This is a genomic window from Ruegeria sp. BHSA163 (assembly GCF_059613365.1).
Genome location: NZ_JBXWSJ010000074.1, coordinates 1 through 16,645 on the forward strand (window position 1 = coordinate 1; position 16,645 = coordinate 16,645).

Below are 16,645 nucleotides of genomic sequence, written 5' to 3' on the forward strand. Positions count from 1 at the left end.
ATCAGGGCCAGCGGTCAGACGCACCGCGCAAACAGGCCGGACACAAGACCGCTTCTGACCACACACCCCTCACAAAAATGTCTTGCTTTGCAGGAGCCATCCACACAGGACGGAGCGGGCATCAAAAATGCTCAAACTAGCGATCTCTCATCATCGGGCCGCCTGGTCCAAGGTAGACCGCCGAATTCCATACCTCTTCCGTTACTCTACAGTTGTCGAATGTTCTTTCTTGTTCACCTGCTCGGCTGAGTCCCGTTGTGGCAGGCTTCCTTGCAAAGATCTGCCATTGACTGCCGTTGAATAGCTCCCAAACTGCGTTCATCTTCACTTAAACCTCCTGTGGGTTGGGGACGCTTTCAGAATGCGGGACACTTTTCGTTGGGCGTGAGTGGCAGAGAGGTTAAAAAGGGGGCAAATTCACCAATTCTGGATTTTTTGGCGATGCCAGTGTCAGTTCATATCGTTGCTTCTCCAGAAACCAGCGCGTCCAGCGTGTTTGGTCTGTATGACACTTTGGTGGCTGCAGGACGGGACTGGGAACACTTGGTGAGCGGCGATGAGCCCGAGCCAGTGTTCAAAGTCAGCCTCATTGGCCCGGAAATTGAGGGATATCGTTGCGGAAGTGGCGTTTGGATCGCGCCGGACCAAATATTTGATGACGCCGACGATGCCGATATTGTTGTTGTACCTGGATTGACGATTTCACCGCACGACCGCCCTAATCCCGAGCAACACCCTTGTTTGACTTGGCTCGCCAATCGCGATCTGTCCAAGACCCGGATAGTGTCAGCCTGTACGGGTGCGGTCTATTTGGCGGAACTTGGTATTTTGGATGGGGTCGAAGCGACGACGCATTGGGCTTGGGAAGGCCTGTTTCAAAGGTTTTATCCAAAAGTGCGGCTTCGCACCGACCGAGGCCTTTGCTTTGCTGATGCGTCTCGCGGACCTGTTACTTCGGGCGGGACAACTGGGTGGCAGGAACTCGCCACGTTCTTGATTGCGCACTACGGCGGTACGCAAAGGGCGGTGCGGGCGGCAAAAATCTGGCTTATGGCCAACCGCGGAGAACTTCAGTCACCATTCAGCTCAATGATCACCACGACACCTCATGCTGACGCGGTTATTGCGCAGGCTCAGGTGTGGATTGCCCAAAATTATGCCATCGATAACCCGGTGGCTGATATGACAAAACGTTCCGGGTTGCCGCCAACTACGTTTGCACGACGGTTCCGCAAAGCCACGAGCAAGTCACCGCAAGACTACATTTTGGCGCTTCGGATTGAAGAGGCCCGGCAATTGCTTGAAACTACCGAGTGCTCGGTTGCGGAGGTCGGAGAAGCCGTTGGCTATGTTGATACCCCGTCGTTCAGGAGATTGTTCAAGCGAAAGACCGGACTGACACCAGTTGAACACCGCAAAATGTTCGGCCAGTCCAGGTTCGCTAAATTTTCCTGATAGACGTTGGCTCGGATCAGCAATCCCACTGACCGTTTCGGGCTCAAGGCAGTCATCTGAGTCTTTAAGTCAGATGACGGCTTAGGAACGGATAGCGGTCATTGTGGTGGTCATTCCGAGAAATTTCACCTGAAAGTCTGCATTGAACGGCAGTGGACGTTCTCTGAAATCTGCTGAACGGCAGAGTTGCGGACCTTACGGCCGTTCTAGGGCTCTCATTCGAATAGCCGGTCAGTTGCCAAGGCGGACAGGCGGATAATCTCGGGACTGGTTTTGAAGTACTTGAAAGAGGAAGGTTTGGTCATGGGCAAAAGCTACGCAACCGCCCTGCCCCGCTCAAGCGAAGTTCTTCTGACAAGACCACATATATTGCCAGAGGATAGACTTCCGTAACAGACGAGTATTTGGGAAACAAAGCAGCGGATATTTGGTTAAAATGCGATTCTAACTCGCCGTTGGATGAAACAGGAGCTGCCCGAATCGGCCCGATCACGAAGGATAATCACGATGATCAAAAAAACTAGATTTAAGCTTTGAGGGGAAGCTATCGTTGTTCGACCGCACATACCCCTGAATGTCTTATTTAATGGAAGGAGATTGTCTTGAATAGGATCTTCGCATTGGCATTGGCCTGCATCATTCCAATTCCGGCAGCCAGTGCGGCCGACGTCACCTCACGCGACGGTGGGCCTTCGCAGTCCGAAATGCTAGCGCGCACGAACTCTGGTGCGCCTGATGGTGCAGCGTTTTTTCGCCCAGTACTGGACGGTGTTCTGTATCGTGGTGGTTTCTCCGGAGGTGACAAGGCGCGCACTGGATTGTCGTCTTCTCAACGCCAGTCGCTTTGTTCCGAAGGCTTTTCCCGCGGCTTCTATGCTGATTTCGGCAAGAACACTGAGTACGGAAAGACCTCCTGCGGGTCGGGCAGCTTCGACTATCAGTCTGCGCGCTCTTCGCGTCCGGGGAATGTGATGAAGGCTGTTCATGACGTCATCAAAGGCAATAACGGGCCCGTCTATATCCATTGCATGTGGGGCGTACACTCTTCGGGTGCGCTCTCGGCGATGGCACTGGTTCAGTTCTGCGGTTGGTCGGAGGATCGAGCCAAGGGCTATTGGAATGATGCGCGGAATGGAGCGCCTTGTTCGGGTGGCTGCGACGCGTGGATTGACGGCAAGTTCGAGCGCTTCAGTGTCGATCCGGCACTTCGGATCACAGACGCCGAACGCGCCGCGATCTGCCCAGATTAATGGAAGGACTACACCCAAAATGATCCGAGCTACGATTTCGCTCGTCGCGATACTCGCCGCCGCTCCCTCCTTCGCGACTGATGCGATCCGCGGCGAGGCAGCCACTTTTACGAGCCCCAACGGTGTGGTGGAGCGCTGCGTCAGGATCGCGCCGATCCCGGGCGGCGAATACTCCGATGGCGATCTGAAGGACGAAGCGGCGTTCTGCGCGATCGACCTCTACGCTACTGCCGTCGGGCTGTGCCCAAAGACGTGGAGCACGAGCCCCGGCATGATGGTTTATGACATCTCGAGTGGACCGTATGCGAGCGACCGCGCTGCCTTCGAACGCAACGCGTGCAAGGAGGGCAAGTCGGCCCAGGATCTCGCCGAAGACGACCTCGCCAAGTTCAAGGTGACGATGAATGCGGAAGGCACCAGCGGAACCTACTCCGCTTCACCGCTCCTTTACTATCATTTCTCGCGCTACTTCGATATGGATGTGAAGGTTCCTGTGACCGTCTGGCGGTCGATGGACGTGGCGATGCACAATTCCGAGGTGGCGAGGCCCGGCCTCGCGATTTCGGGCCATAATCGCTCTGCGCGGATGAATCATGCGGGATGGAAGCACCTCGTCAACGCCGAGGCGAACCCGGCCTCCTACAGCCCCACAAGCGACATCTTCACCAAGGACCGCACACAGATATACGGCATCCTGACGTCAAGCCCGGGCCATCGGTACGGATCCGAGCTCAACGGAACGCGGAAGTCTGGCTGGGGCAAGGGCCAGAACTTGGACTTCCAGGAGACGCCGGCGTTCCTGGCGCTGCGCGAAGACGCGCCGCTGATCGAGGCGATCGATACCGGGCTCGCCAAAGCCCGCCGTGACGGCCAGATCAGCCGCGATCTCGGGCCCGACATACCCCGTGAGCAGATGGCCTACTGGACGCGCGAGATTTCCGAGATTGTGCTTCTCGACTTCATCTTCAGCCAGCAGGACCGGGTGGGTAACATCGACTTCACGCCCTACTATTACTGGATCGAAAAGGGCGATCTAGAGCACAAGAAGGCAAAGCATCATGAACCGGGTGATGGCGACGTGCCGGCGGGCGCGATGCTTCTCAGGCGCACCAACCTCAACGACAACGATGCGGGGGCGCGGGTGGCCTACGCGAACTTCGCTAAGACGACGCAGATGCTAGAAAAGCTCAGGCACTTCGACGGCAAGGTCTACGAACGCCTCGTGGCGCTCGATCGTGATCTGCAATCGCAGGGGCCAATCTACCAGTGGCTTTCGGCAAGCCTTGGGTTAAAGGACAGAGAGGTCACTCAGGTCGTCAACAACACAGAACTCGCAACCGGCATCCTTCAGGAAGGCTGCAGAGCGGGGCGGTTACGGTTCGATCTGAACCCAAAAGAGTTCTTCCTTACTGGCGACGTCGTGCCTGATGAGATCAATTGTGATCCGGCGTAACCTCGCGATTGGCCTTTTGCTTTGGGCGCTGGCCAGTGTTCAGGCGGCAGCGGAGGCCGTTCGGATCGTGGTGATCTCGGATCTGAACGGAAGCTATGGCTCGGTAAAATACGATGCGCGCGTCGGCAAGGCGATTAAGCGGATAATCGAGATTGATCCCGATCTGGTGATTTCGACGGGCGATATGGTCGCGGGACAACGAATTCCCAATTTGTCAGACAAACAGGTCAGGGAGATGTGGAAGGCGTTTCACAAGGCCGTATCAGATCCTTTAGCGGCTGCCGGAATTCCATTTGCGGTCACGCCTGGAAACCATGATGCCTCCGCCTACCGAGGGTTCGAGCGTGAAAGAAAAATATACGCAGAGGAATGGACACCGAGAAAGCCAGACGTCGACTTCCTGGTTTCGGATGACTATCCGTTTTTCTACGCGTTTGAGATGCAGGGCGTAACGTTTGCGTCTTTGGATGCTACGACCCTAGGGCCGCTATCTGGCGATCAGCAGGACCGACTTGTGGAACTGGGTGCAAATGGAGACCCGATTGTCACTTTCAGTCACCTCCCACTTTGGCCCTTCGCGATCCAGCGCGAACGCGAAATCATCGGTGACCCAACACTTGAAAAAATCTATCTGGAAAGCGGGGTCGTTCTGCATCTGTCAGGCCACCATCATGCTTTCTACCCAGGCTGGAAAGACGGTGTGGCTTATGTTTCCCAAGCTTGTTTGGGAGGTGGCCCGCGACGGCTTATTGGTGACAATGCCAAATCACCTCACAGCTTCACTCATGTTACGTTCCAACCAAATGGAGAGTTTGGGATAGCAGTATATCGAGGGCCTGATTTCGAAAAGTCGGTAAATTTCAAGTCGCTTCCGAAAGAGATCAGATCCCCGAATGCGGTTTTGAAACGTTTAGACCTTGTGAAATGACTAGAGGTTGAGTTTCAGTTCAACTTTTTCAGGGACCAGATCGTTTATCATCTCTTCGATCCGAGCTTCCGAAAGTCCGCCCGAGGTAATGAAAAGCAATGAAACGCGAGATTTGCCGGGAACGTGGTGTCTTCTGACCAGCTTCCAGCCAGCGTCTGCGGCCATGGCTTCAATGGCTCCGCTGACTTTCAATGATTGCTCTTCGTCTGAAGCCTTGAGCGAAATTTCCACGCCCTTGTTTCGCCCACCGAGCCAAATGAAACACCAACACACAACCGCCACCAATGTGGCCATCAAGGGCAAGCCCAGCCCTACCGCCAGCCCAAGCACGGTCACTATAATCATTTCCACCGTGTCGACCGGGTCATCCATATTTGATCGGAACCTCAACAGGGCTCCTATTCCAAAGATCACGAACCCGATCATTGATCCGTGCTGTACAACCAGAAACCCAACCGCCATGCCGACAAGCGCGTAAAGGAAGAACAGTCGCGGCATGACGATATCGCGGACACTCCTGCGGGCTCTCCGCCTCACAGGGTGATAAACGATCAGTCCAGTCAAAATGACAGTGACGATGACGTCGAGAGTAAAAAAATACAGTTCCTGTTTACCACGAAACTGCGTCCAACGTCGTTCGATAAGGATTTCCGACTCCGAGGTACCGGCCAACATGGTCGCGGGGTCGATTTGTGACAACGCAGCACTTGGCAACAGCACCATCAATAACCCTGCCATAAGTGGGAAAGTCTTGTTCAACTTAACTTCCTTCCTGCTTACTCTAGCAGATTGCGTTCCGCCAAAGGCACATCTCGTCCAATTCAATCGCAACAGGCGGGATCAGGTAAAGAGATTACCATGCATTCTTCGGACATCGCATCCGGACTGTGATACGAACGCTGATACAGGGATGTGGTCCAAGCGCGAGAAAATCCAATGTCAGAACACAAGCTGCTTCGGTCGGAACTTGGGTTTTCACGGTGCTTCCCCAAGCTTGGAACACTGGCTTCTTTTGCAAGCGCTACTGTTGCATTTCTGGCATGGATCGAGCTCGCCCACGCCGATAGTCCCGGTTTGACTCTCATCGACTCATTCAAGGTGGCGGACAAATCGGAAGGCTTCTCGGAGCCTTCCGGATTGTCTCTGTCCAACGCCGAAGGCTTCTTGTGGTCAGTAAGCGACGCTGAACCTAGACTGCACCTACTTGGAGTCGACGGGGCATTAGGAAACTCTATCAAGCTTCCATCATTGGCGGGATCAGATCTGGAGGGCGTCGCATCGCGAAAAGATGGGTCTGTTTTGGTGCTTCAGGAAACTGATCGATCAATCCTAGTCGTTCACCCGACTGACCCCATTCAATTTACAACAATACCTCTCACATCTCTTAAAGGTTACCCGGCCGCCGCTGAATTACTCGTCGGCAACCCATCAAACAAGGGACCCGAAGGTATCACCGTTGACCCGGAATCCGGGCGGGTCTTCGTTGGCATTGAAGGACAACCAAGGTTGTTAATGGTCGTATCACCAGAGCTAGACGAAATTGTTGAGATCATTCCTTTATCCCGCGATGCAGGTTTTATCTCCGAGCGTGTAGATGATGATGAACTAGATTTGAGCGGCCTAGCATGGACCCCGTCCTCACGTTCTCTTTGGATTGTGAGTGACAAAGGCCGTCAGATCTTCGTCTACAATCCAGAATCCAAGTCAGTAAAGTCTATCAGTTTGACGTTCACAGTAGATGGAAAACAAAAAGAAGTTAAACATCCCGAAGGGATCGCTCTCGATGAGACCAGAGGGCTTCTCTATATCCTGACAGACGATGCCAAGAAATCGCGGCTTTATGTTTTTAATATCCCCAAATTTTGATCGCAAGAGAATGAAGCTCACATCGCCAGGATAGCTTCCGCAAGTTGTTGCAGTTAACTTACCACTCCTCTTCGTTGGTCCGCCCTAATCAGAACCGAACACTTAAGTTTGCACCGAGGCCATGCTCTTGGCCGTTGGAGCGAACTGAATAGCCATATCCTGCCGTTAGGCTGGCCAGCTCAGATATTTGATAGCCCAGGCCAAGCCCAAGAACGAAGCCGTTTGCTCCTCGGTTTTGTCCGACTTGCGTGAATGTTCCAAATATCGGGCTCGTTACAGTGATTTCGTGCTCACTGCCTTTGTTGGCAAAGAAGTCATATTCATACCGGGCAAAGGCGATGGGGGTTAGCACACCATTCTCTGTCAAGAAGTCGCGTTGATAATCAACTCCAATGGAAGCAACCAGGGACTCTGCGTTCGCTTTTTCAATCGAGTAGTTGAAATCACCACCGCCGGTCTCTGTGCCTGAACCTTGTTGAATACGCCCGTAGTTCAATCCAAAAACCGTAGAAACCCTTGCACCGCTGTCCAGGTTAAACAACTTCCGTGCCTGGATACCGGCGTGGATTCCCTCTTGGTCCAAATCCGATTTAGCCTCGCCTCCCGTAAAGCCATCAACAGAAGGGTTATTCCGCTTGGCATCAGTTTCACCGAACATGTAACCGATCAGTCCGGAGAACTCCCAAGTTCCGGTTGTTGTACGCCCATAGCCGCCCACATGATAGCTGTCGGTCGAAAAGTCCTGATCGACTTGATCGTGTTCATCCATGGAGGATGTCCCAAAACCTGCGTACACGCCGACCACACCTCTATCGGTGCTTGCGACATCCGCTCCGACCAAAATGGTGCCCAGCGAATAGTCGAATGTCCCAAGGCCATTGCTTCCATCAACGTCCCCGCTCACATAGGCCGTGTCGATCCACCAGCGCCGATCAGAGCAGTCTATTGCGCCGCTCGGGCTCTGGGCCGAGTCGATGTCGCCTGCTGCAACGGGTTGATCCGCATTGCTGAAGCCCACCGCTTGATACTTGCGGCAGTCAGCGTGGCTCAGCACTGTGTTGGTTATCAGGTCAAGTTGCTCCAGCCCAACGGTCAAATTGGAGGAATAGGGTTCTGCGTGCACACGATTAAACCCAGCCAAACCTGAATTGGTAAGCGTGTTAACGGTATTGCCCAAGGTTGAGCCATTGGTCAGATTAGTTCCAGGTGACGTGTTTGTGGTGTTAGCCACCGCACCAGCAAGGTTGCTTGCATTGGGAGATCCAACAACTGATGGATGTTGCGGTAAACTCGAGACGGGGAGGGTCGAAAACGCTATGTCGATTCTACCGTCCGCGGTTGGCGTGTTTGAGATACTCAGACTGGATAGGGCGGGCAAAGATCCTCCGGCAACAAGAGTTGGGGAGTTTCCATCGAAACTCGAAGCTTGAAAAACCGTGTAGTCGTTGCCAGCAGCATAGTCCTGCGCAGTCAGGCCGGGACGAGCGGCTTCGACTTGTATGGTGGCGCGGTTAATCCCTGTCACGGGCCCGCTGGATGACACCAAGTCGGCTTTCTGCCCGGCCGTCGGATCGACTTCACTTAAAAGTCTTGATCCAGTTTCAAAGGCGATACCGCCACTATTGTTGAGTGTACCTATTGAAAAGCCTGGCGAAAGCACCCCCCCGTTCTTAACTGTGAAGTTGAATGCGTTTACGGTACCCGTTCCGGCTAGCGTGCCAAAATTCTCAAAGTTTACCGTGTTCAAACTGCTTGCCGCATCAAGTCGAACAGTCGTGCCTGCTGCTATCGCCATGTCACTTGTTGAAGAAATCGAACTATTCGTCAGTGTGAAATCAGAAGCCTCAGCAACCCGAGTTTGAATATAGTAGGCCCCAAAAACTACTTCGGTAGCCCCCATAACAATCAGGTTGTCATAGGTTAGCGGGCGGTCGGACTGGAAGTAGACTTCAGTGGGGTCGATATTCGCGCCGTTGAACGGAGCGAATGTCATTGATCTGCCGGAACCAATCGAAGTTCCAATGAGGTTCACTCTGAGCTTCCCGTTGATGTTTGTAGCCAAGGCTTCCCGGGAAACAAAGTCTCCGCTTCCCGCCGCGACATCAACATTCAGAAGAGTTAAAACTGAAGCATTGTTCGGAACGGTATTTTGGCCAGGAACATACAGCTCTATTTCGCCAGAGGACGTGATGGAGGAGTTTCCAATTGTAAGCCCTGTAATAGGTCCATTTGGGATCGGGAGACACGTGCGCTCGGTCGTCGAAATTGTTTGATTAACGCGAGTGCTTTCAGATCCAGATGAATACTCAATTCGAGGAGAACCCAATTCTACGCAAGCCTGTGAGCTTTGGGCCTGTGCTTTGGTTGGGGATATCAAATAAGCCAAGGCGACCAATGTGAAACTCGCCAGAGTGGTGCGCTGAGCAATTCGATGCAGTCGGATCGGCTTATAGATTGTCACCAGCTTTCTCCTCTTGCGTTACAATCGAAGCTAACTCAATTTAGGGCTCGAAGAACAAAGTTTATCAGTATGGTTTTTTTTGGCAGTTATTGTGGCATTTGAGCAGGCTCATAATACGGGACGGTCTTCACATTGCAGACCTTCTAGAGCATTGCTGCGAGGCAAGACATGCCAGGTTTTGCATTCCGACCAAATCCGCCTTTGCGTGGCAGTAGTCGCAAAAGGTCAAGCCTTGAGACGATTTTCCCGAGCTTGACGGGCGCTAAACAGCGCGATTGAGTATAGGTATGGATCATTGGATTTCGGAGTCGATAGCTAAAATCAATGCAGATGCTCACCGCTCTACCGATACGCACCTTTTCAAGCTAATTGGCCAGAACTTTTGGACCGAGACTGATCTGATCGAGGGCACGTTCCTTATTCAGAAATTCGACGAAACCAATGTGAAGTTTGAGTTTCAGAGTTTGCTGATGTTCGACAAGACCTGAAAGCTGGTTAACTGACGGTAGGAGACTGAACCAATAAATCGAGCAATGACACGGGGTACGAAAATATTGTTGGCGCTCACCCTATTGATGGTCGGGTTATGCATGTTCGTAGCGGGACGTGCGGTCGAACGTTACCAATATGAGGAGGCCTGCCTAGACTTGGGCGGAGGTCGCCATCCTGGCGATTACCCAATTTGCATTATGGAACAGCTTTCTGACTGACGGAAGCGTTTCAGTCACGCCGCGATTGGAACAGAGAAGCGACAAGCACAACGACGCCAATTGCTGCGAGAATGAAAGTCAGCGGCAAAAAGAAGCTTTCTTGCAGAACACCGTTCGGGTCGACACCGCCATAAAACAGGTGCTCTGAAAGCCCACTTAGTGCAGCAAGGAAAAGGATGACGATACCAAAAAGGCGAAGTTTGGTCATGTCAGGTCTCCTAGGGGATGGACTAATATTTAGCATCGTTTGTTATGCCTGTGAATTGAGGGGGCTGGTTCTTCAATACCGTGATTGAATCGCAATGGCTTCTCATACAATGTCTCTCAGCATCTGGAGCGTATTTGGTGGAGTATTCAGCGGGCTCACCAGAGGCCACCCCGAAAGCCGAAAATCGCAGCCCGCAGCAAGCGATCTTCACTCTGAACGCGACTGTATTAGCAAGATAATCTGGAGTAATCCCGACGCGTTTTCGAGTGAACAGGACGTGCGGAACATGATGAATCTGTATCCCGGAATGTTCTGACGACGGACGCAATTGAAGCCGGACGCTCCGGTTCCGTTCCTCGCCTTGGACAGCAACTGCTTCTACAATAATTGGACGCAAGCGGAAGGCTCGGCGGAGGGGCAACGTCCATGCGAAATGAAAGCTTTTTCAATGGTTTGTATTGGGCCGCCTCAATTTGCAAGGTCTGTTTCCTGCGCATGAGTGCCGTGCTTGGCCATCGCAGCAATGGTCGCTTCGGGCTCGATGCGGACGTTGGCCGAAAAATCGCGAATGACCCTTATGCAGATGGAGCAGGAGCCATCCCAACAGGACATAGCGGTCCATTGCAGGCGCAGAAAATCACGCGGCTTGACCAATGCTTGCGTTATGTTTCCTCTTGGCAGAACATATGTGGCAACGTTTTCAGGGAATGGACAAATATGAGCTTTGTTGAAGCAATAAAGACGTGCCTCACAAGATACTTCGTTTTTTCCGGGCGCGCGGCGCGGTCAGAGTACTGGTGGTTTGTGTTGTTCGTGGTCCTCGTCAGCATTGTTTTGGCAATCATCGACGCCTCTCTATTCGGCGTGAACCCTGAAACTGGAGAGAGTAGCCAAGTCTTCACTCCGATCTTCCAACTTGCAGTTGTCGTACCCATGCTGGCCGCCGGATGGCGGCGCTTGCACGACACTGGAAGACCAGGCTGGTACTTGCTCTTGCCTGCAGCGCTCAGCATCGCAACCATGTTCATGCTGTTCAGTGGCATCGCTGCATTTTCAGTCCTCGAGCAAAGGGCTGACGACCCTGAAGCATTGAGGGGCCCAGCGGCTCTACTTGGCGTCACCGGTTTGATGGTTGTGGGAGTTCTTCAACTGATACTCTCTGTGCTGATGATCTGGTGGCTAAGCCGACCGTCACAGGAAGGCACAAATGAATATGGTCCACCCGCAGCTTGAACTTATGACGAGGATCATCAGTGCTTTCGCGGCGAAATGACGAAACATGGCTTAGTTGCCTAGGAGGTTACTTATGAAGAGACATCTAGTCGCCGGCATGGTCCTCCCAATCATAATGTCATCACCTGCCATGGCTGACTGGAACTTCAGTGGGCCGCCGAACGCCAACGCCTTCATTCAGACCGGCGACATGACTCTGGAGTTGCAGTGCGATCGTGTCCGTTTCGCGCCAGCAGGTTATGAGGACTCGCAGGATATTGTCTCCAAGCAGGGCCTGTCTTTTCGGTTCATGAAGAATGGTTCGACCGAGGTAGGTGCGTTTCAGGCAGGATCAGTGAATGCGGATATCTCGCTCGTCGACAACTATCCTGTTGAGGTTAGTTTCTTCGATCAGGGGGACTATGATTTCGTTTTGGACCAGATCGCGCAGAACGCCTTTCTTAACCTTTCGATGGCTGACCAGGATGTCTCTTATGGCATCTTTACGCTCAAAGGATCGTCTGCGGCGGTTAGATCCCTGCGCGCGGCATGCAACTCCGGCGTGTCGGCATCTCAGAGCATGGAAACGCCCGAAGGTATTGTCTATTGTGGAGGTGGCGCCGTTCAGCGGGTCATCGAATACGCGATGGTGGACCAACCGGATGACCAGTGGGATGCCATCGTGACCGTCAATGGCGAGACCGTTCGAGTGATGACCTCATATAGCTACTTCGGAAACTCCAAACCGCCAGCAGGCTTCCAGGTCGCGCTTCTGGGCGAAGACCGGTCAGAGTTCCTTGTCTTCAGCGATGGGGGCCGGAACTGGATCGAGTTTGGAGACTACACCTACGACCAGTGCAACTGAGGCACACAGAAGGGCTGGAGATTCGAACATGGGTAGCCAATTGGCTGGAAATGTTAATCGCGCGGGTGCCGGGTGGTGGGCGGTTGCTCTCTGTGCCCTCTTTGTGGCCTTTTACACGGCCTCAGCACACGCGCAAGATTTGTCCGAACTGCCTTTTCCGTTGCTGGAAAAAGTCGAGGCCGCACGGCAGGCATGTTCGGATTTCGAGAGCGGACAGTTCGCCCTCGAACTAGGAGCCGTTCACCGTATTGATCTCGATGGTGACATCCAACGGGACTGGGTTCTGGACGAGGCCGGGTTTGCCTGTTCCACCGCTGTGTCGCTCTATTGCGGGACAGGCGGTTGCATGTCTCACTTCCTGATCGAGGATCGTATGTTTTCGCTTCTCAATCAGGGATGGGACATGGCGAATATTGGCCCATTCCGCGTGCTTTTGGCCGATGTGCATGGCTCGCAATGTGATGGGAACAACCCAACGCCCTGCGTCGTAGCCAGTGTCTGGGATGCAGATGAAATGGTCTGGCGCAGCACGGGTGCAGAGTGGGAGTAGAATTTATGGAAAGGCGCCTCGAAAAGGTCATGCGTGCCATCTGTGCCTGCGCTTTGGTCCTGACCGTGACGGGATGTGTCGAAACCGCTCCAGAGGTCGCGATCAGCGAACCTGACCCGGAACTGAACTTCGTTCGTGGTTACCGAAACGCTGCAGACGAATGCCAGCTTGTCGGCGAAACGGCGTTCACTGTCGATTTCCTCGACGATGCGGCCGATCTTGTGGCCTGTCCGACGGGAAGTGAAGCAATGGCAAGCCTACTGGCGGAAACGGGAGCGACCGTAATTACCCAGACCAACAGCTTCTCGTTCTTCAGCATTCCCTACCGCTGAACCACATGCTTGCCCTGGACTTTGAATGGTCCTCTATGTCGATGAGTTCAGGACAACTGCCGGACTACTCCGCAACATCCAGAGAGAAGAAATACGTCGCGCACAACGCTTGATCGGCAATGCCTGCAGGTGGTTCCATACCAGTAAACATCGCTACGCCAAGGTGGGTGAACCCGGAGCTGTCCTCACTCCAGGCTGCCATATACGTGATTGTTTGGTCGCCACAAAGCGTGTTTCCCTGCCTTAGTGGGCCTGCATCGCCTGATACACGAAACACCTGAGCAACAGGCACGTCGCCAGACGCACCCCAATTGCCTGAACTCTTGGGGTCATGAACTTCGAGATCAAGAAACCTGCCGGTCTCGAAGACCATCCGCTTGGTGGACAAGATTACTGGCCCGGTAATCGCCATTGCCGTTTCGCTGGAAGGATCGAAAGCCTTAGAATCCTCAAAGAGCGGTTGGGATGATGCTGGCCCCCCCAATATCCCCATAGCCATTGGTAGCATCAGGATCGATCGACGCATTTGCTTCTCCATTTTGCGAAGTGGTCTGACAACCTTAAACATCCTTTTGCTTCGTCGTCGAATGCAGCCGAGAGTTCTAGCCAATCGTTTCGAATGCTGCGCACGCGATCAAGGTCTGAGAAGGGCTCGGTGCGGTCGTTCGAGCATTTTTCTCAGGTGACTGGTTAAACACGCGTAGCCGACATTCACGGCAAAATTCTTTAAATTCGGCAGTGAACGACCGCTTTCATCAAAAACAGACGTTGACGAAAAATAGGGCAATGACCGCTACGCGGACTTTGCAGTCTGTCAGAAGAGGGCAAAAACCCGTGCGAGTTTTTCTGCCCTCGAACGTTGATTGTCAGCGAGGTTCAAACGGCGCAGCGATCAGGCTGATGGCCAAATCAGGTTCAAGATCAAAACGACGATGAAAATGATCGGAAAGAAAATCAACGCTTGTTGAACTTTTGAGCGGTTTTCAAACCAACCCATACTTCTTACAGCCCAATATGCGCCACCACACAATAGGCCCATGACAATCGCGTGCACCCAATCCATCAGCAGTCCTCCGAAGGCAGCATAGTCACATCAGAATAGCGACCATCCGCCGTTGTTATCCGCGCGCAAGCGCCACTATCACGGTTAGACCAGAATGACGTGAGACCCTCGGAACGGATCAACTCATACCCGAGGTTCTGTATGCCCATCTCCGCTTGGCCCGCACGTGCTCCTTCGAAAGCAGTCAAATCGCTTGAACTACCAATAGCAGGTTGGCCCGGTTTGATAGAAGTGCTTGGAGTATCGCATGCGGCAAGGCCAAGTGCGGCAACTCCAGCCACAAAGGGATCAAGTGACTTCATTGGATTTCCTGCTTGTTGAACTCAGTGGCTACTCGATGCCGATACCAATATCAAAGGTGACCGGTTTCGCACCGGCGTTTAGGATCTCGACCACATGATCGCCAGACTGCCAAAGTTGGCCTCGATAAGGGGTGTCAGAAGAGATCAGGTCTAGAAGGAGCGAGCCATCCGGGTTGAAAATTTTGTAGTCTAACGCGCCACCGTGGGAACCCACGTCCACGCGCATGAACTGACCATCTGCCGCGCCGAGCACGTAGCTCACTGAAATATTCGGGTTCAATGTGCCCGACATCGCTGCGCCGCTGGTACCTGCCGCGAATTGGACCCGTTGGGTTCCTGAAACTACGGGTATACCGCCGGACCCCGCCATTGCGCCTTGGCCGTCATCGGCGGCCTGCGCGACGCTGAGTTCAGCGACTTGACCGTCGTTGGACACAAGACATCTCCAGACTGTCTCGCCTTTGTCTTGCAGCATGACGAGCGAATTTGCTTCGGAAAACTCTGTAGACAGAACAGTGCCGCTTTGTCCGTCCGGCCCACCCACAGCACGCAATTGGTCGATGCAACCGTCAATCGCGTCCTGTCCGACGTCAGCGGCCGAGGCGAATGTCGGCGAGATACAAAGAGATAAAGCCAGAACCTTTGATCGCACAACTAAACTCTCCTGGTATTAATTAGACACCGCCGCGTCGCGCAGTTGCTGCAATACTGCATCACATTCGCTGGCCGCTCCGACGATCGCATCCCCGTTTTCTTCCGCGTCCGGAGTCAGTTCTCTCAGGTTAGTGACAGCACGGTTAAAGACTTGATCGACCTGTTCTTCTGTCAGAAGCCCCTCCTGTTGCGCTGCATTTGCAATCCCGCAAACACCGGCTGAAAGCCCGGTAGCGATGCCCATTCCAGCGCCACTGCCGATGCCCAGCATCCCGCCACCAATACCGCCCACAAGCAGCCCTATAACCAGTCCCAAAATCAGTTTGCCCATGTGTTTGTCTCCTAATGCTCTGAGCTTTGTCACCATTATAGAGGCTAATTTGCTTTATTCTTTTTCCTGCATAATCCCACCAAAATCACCAAATTCACTGACGGCGCCAGTACTGCTAACAGTGGCCTGGCGGTCTCCGGCGCAAATTCAATTGCAAGAACCCACGGTAGGCCCAAGGGTAAAAGAAATAGCCCAGACAAGGGATCTCTTGGCTGTTCAAACCAGCCGAAGGTTCCTGTCATAAAGATGAAAGTCGCGCCTGCCCACAGCAACATGAAAACCCAAATCGCGGCTTTGCACAGCATCAGTCATCGCAACGTTCCAGCAAGCTACTACGCAAAACTAGAGCGTTCCTTCGTTAGTAAGCGACATTATACCGTCTGTGGTACCGTCACTGTAAGCGATGCACTGCCATGGCGCGCGGTCCGGTCCGACGCCGACGCGCACAAACGTCCCGGCTTCAGAAAACTCCGAACCGAGCAGTGCCACATCCGGATTGTTGGTTGTCGCGGTGACATCACGCAAGCAAGCTTGCTCAGCCGCGGTTGGTGCCGCCGACGTAGCACTGGTTGTGCTACCTTCATCACAGGCTGTGAGAAGTACGGCCGCTGGCAAAGCCAAAAGAAAGTTTTTCATAAAATACCCTGTTTTACGTTGATCTAGGAAGGCGCCATGGCGCTTTCTCCGGGTCTTAATTTTGTCCCATATTCAATAATACGGTATTCACTTGGTTGGTCAAATTCTTTCGCATTGAACACGCTATCTAATTCAGTCCAATCAAATTGTGTCCGCTTCTACTCGTGAGAGATCGTTCCTGATTGAAATGGTTGTAGACGGAGGAGTGAACAGCGGCGAATTTCTGCAAACTTCGCATGCGTCAACACGTGTGCAATTTGCGCGAAGCAATGGTTGGGTGAATTCCGCTCAATGTCTTCATTGCGGACAAACCCACCGTTCGGTGCTCAAACAGAATTGACGGCTAAGAATGCTTAAACTAGGCGCTCA

At 53.2% G+C, this 16,645-nt stretch carries 19 protein-coding genes; 10 read left to right on the forward strand and 9 right to left on the reverse strand.

Annotation, left to right across the window (positions count from 1 at the left end; translation table 11 throughout):
• Nucleotides 1–441: 441 nt before the first annotated feature.
• The 4 genes from AC2FNV_RS21450 to AC2FNV_RS21465 all read left to right on the forward strand — a co-directional run bounded on the left by AC2FNV_RS21450 (nucleotide 442) and on the right by AC2FNV_RS21465 (nucleotide 5,086).
• On the forward strand, nucleotides 442–1,455 hold the full coding sequence (locus AC2FNV_RS21450) for a GlxA family transcriptional regulator (protein ID WP_170611186.1): 1,014 nt from the start codon (nucleotides 442–444) through the stop codon (nucleotides 1,453–1,455).
• A gap of 602 nt (nucleotides 1,456–2,057) precedes the next feature.
• Nucleotides 2,058–2,705, forward strand: coding sequence for a protein-tyrosine phosphatase family protein (locus AC2FNV_RS21455; protein ID WP_170607909.1), 648 nt, complete (start codon nucleotides 2,058–2,060; stop codon nucleotides 2,703–2,705).
• 19 nt (nucleotides 2,706–2,724) lie between these two features.
• Nucleotides 2,725–4,158, forward strand: coding sequence for a hypothetical protein (locus AC2FNV_RS21460; protein ID WP_170482682.1), 1,434 nt, complete (start codon nucleotides 2,725–2,727; stop codon nucleotides 4,156–4,158).
• Nucleotides 4,145–5,086, forward strand: a complete 942-nt coding sequence (locus AC2FNV_RS21465) for a metallophosphoesterase family protein (RefSeq protein ID WP_170607912.1) — start codon at nucleotides 4,145–4,147, stop codon at nucleotides 5,084–5,086. Before AC2FNV_RS21460 ends, AC2FNV_RS21465 begins: the two co-directional genes overlap by 14 nt.
• On the opposite strand, the gene AC2FNV_RS21470 is transcribed toward AC2FNV_RS21465, so the two are convergent.
• Nucleotides 5,087–5,845 carry a hypothetical protein gene (locus AC2FNV_RS21470; protein ID WP_170482886.1) on the reverse strand — a complete coding sequence of 253 codons (759 nt, stop codon included), beginning with the start codon at nucleotides 5,843–5,845 and terminating at the stop codon, nucleotides 5,087–5,089.
• Between the two features lie 177 nt (nucleotides 5,846–6,022).
• Here AC2FNV_RS21470 and AC2FNV_RS21475 point away from each other — a divergent pair, with 177 nt between their 5' ends.
• Nucleotides 6,023–6,952 carry an SdiA-regulated domain-containing protein gene (locus tag AC2FNV_RS21475; RefSeq protein WP_170607914.1) on the forward strand — a complete coding sequence of 310 codons (930 nt, stop codon included), beginning with the start codon at nucleotides 6,023–6,025 and terminating at the stop codon, nucleotides 6,950–6,952.
• Between the two features lie 88 nt (nucleotides 6,953–7,040).
• Here the strand turns inward: AC2FNV_RS21475 and AC2FNV_RS21480 are convergent, their stop codons facing one another.
• Nucleotides 7,041–9,413 (reverse strand): autotransporter family protein, encoded by a 2,373-nt coding sequence (locus AC2FNV_RS21480; protein ID WP_367648218.1) that lies wholly within the window; start codon nucleotides 9,411–9,413, stop codon nucleotides 7,041–7,043.
• 287 nt (nucleotides 9,414–9,700) lie between these two features.
• Here AC2FNV_RS21480 and AC2FNV_RS21485 point away from each other — a divergent pair, with 287 nt between their 5' ends.
• Nucleotides 9,701–9,901, forward strand: a complete 201-nt coding sequence (locus AC2FNV_RS21485; RefSeq protein WP_170607916.1) for a hypothetical protein — start codon at nucleotides 9,701–9,703, stop codon at nucleotides 9,899–9,901.
• A gap of 232 nt (nucleotides 9,902–10,133) precedes the next feature.
• Here AC2FNV_RS21485 and AC2FNV_RS21490 read toward each other — a convergent pair whose 3' ends face one another.
• Nucleotides 10,134–10,331 (reverse strand): DUF3955 domain-containing protein, encoded by a 198-nt coding sequence (locus AC2FNV_RS21490; RefSeq protein ID WP_170607917.1) that lies wholly within the window; start codon nucleotides 10,329–10,331, stop codon nucleotides 10,134–10,136.
• A gap of 426 nt (nucleotides 10,332–10,757) precedes the next feature.
• Between AC2FNV_RS21490 and AC2FNV_RS21495 the strand changes: the two genes are divergently transcribed.
• The 4 genes from AC2FNV_RS21495 (at nucleotide 10,758) to AC2FNV_RS21510 (ending at nucleotide 13,290) form a co-directional block, all read left to right on the forward strand.
• Entirely contained in the window at nucleotides 10,758–11,564 is an 807-nt protein-coding gene (locus AC2FNV_RS21495; protein ID WP_254442666.1) for a DUF805 domain-containing protein, read from the forward strand.
• A 73-nt stretch (nucleotides 11,565–11,637) separates the two neighbouring features.
• Entirely contained in the window at nucleotides 11,638–12,408 is a 771-nt protein-coding gene (locus tag AC2FNV_RS21500) for a hypothetical protein (RefSeq protein WP_170607919.1), read from the forward strand.
• Between the two features lie 28 nt (nucleotides 12,409–12,436).
• Nucleotides 12,437–12,958, forward strand: a complete 522-nt coding sequence (locus tag AC2FNV_RS21505; protein ID WP_170607921.1) for a hypothetical protein — start codon at nucleotides 12,437–12,439, stop codon at nucleotides 12,956–12,958.
• Nucleotides 12,959–12,963: 5 nt separating this feature from the next.
• The gene (locus tag AC2FNV_RS21510; protein WP_170482799.1) at nucleotides 12,964–13,290 is read left to right on the forward strand and encodes a hypothetical protein; all 327 of its coding nucleotides are present in this window, start codon (nucleotides 12,964–12,966) and stop codon (nucleotides 13,288–13,290) included.
• A 64-nt stretch (nucleotides 13,291–13,354) separates the two neighbouring features.
• Here AC2FNV_RS21510 and AC2FNV_RS21515 read toward each other — a convergent pair whose 3' ends face one another.
• The 6 genes from AC2FNV_RS21515 to AC2FNV_RS21540 form a co-directional block, all read right to left on the reverse strand.
• Nucleotides 13,355–13,816 carry a hypothetical protein gene (locus AC2FNV_RS21515; RefSeq protein ID WP_170482802.1) on the reverse strand — a complete coding sequence of 154 codons (462 nt, stop codon included), beginning with the start codon at nucleotides 13,814–13,816 and terminating at the stop codon, nucleotides 13,355–13,357.
• Between the two features lie 366 nt (nucleotides 13,817–14,182).
• On the reverse strand, nucleotides 14,183–14,353 hold the full coding sequence (locus tag AC2FNV_RS21520; protein WP_170482832.1) for a hypothetical protein: 171 nt from the start codon (nucleotides 14,351–14,353) through the stop codon (nucleotides 14,183–14,185).
• Nucleotides 14,353–14,655 carry a hypothetical protein gene (locus tag AC2FNV_RS21525; RefSeq protein WP_254442665.1) on the reverse strand — a complete coding sequence of 101 codons (303 nt, stop codon included), beginning with the start codon at nucleotides 14,653–14,655 and terminating at the stop codon, nucleotides 14,353–14,355. Before AC2FNV_RS21525 ends, AC2FNV_RS21520 begins: the two co-directional genes overlap by 1 nt.
• A gap of 28 nt (nucleotides 14,656–14,683) precedes the next feature.
• The gene (locus AC2FNV_RS21530) at nucleotides 14,684–15,307 is read right to left on the reverse strand and encodes a hypothetical protein (protein ID WP_170482829.1); all 624 of its coding nucleotides are present in this window, start codon (nucleotides 15,305–15,307) and stop codon (nucleotides 14,684–14,686) included.
• 18 nt (nucleotides 15,308–15,325) lie between these two features.
• The gene (locus tag AC2FNV_RS21535; protein WP_093964951.1) at nucleotides 15,326–15,640 is read right to left on the reverse strand and encodes a hypothetical protein; all 315 of its coding nucleotides are present in this window, start codon (nucleotides 15,638–15,640) and stop codon (nucleotides 15,326–15,328) included.
• Nucleotides 15,641–15,982: 342 nt separating this feature from the next.
• Nucleotides 15,983–16,276 carry a hypothetical protein gene (locus tag AC2FNV_RS21540; protein ID WP_170482827.1) on the reverse strand — a complete coding sequence of 98 codons (294 nt, stop codon included), beginning with the start codon at nucleotides 16,274–16,276 and terminating at the stop codon, nucleotides 15,983–15,985.
• Nucleotides 16,277–16,645 lie beyond the last annotated feature (369 nt).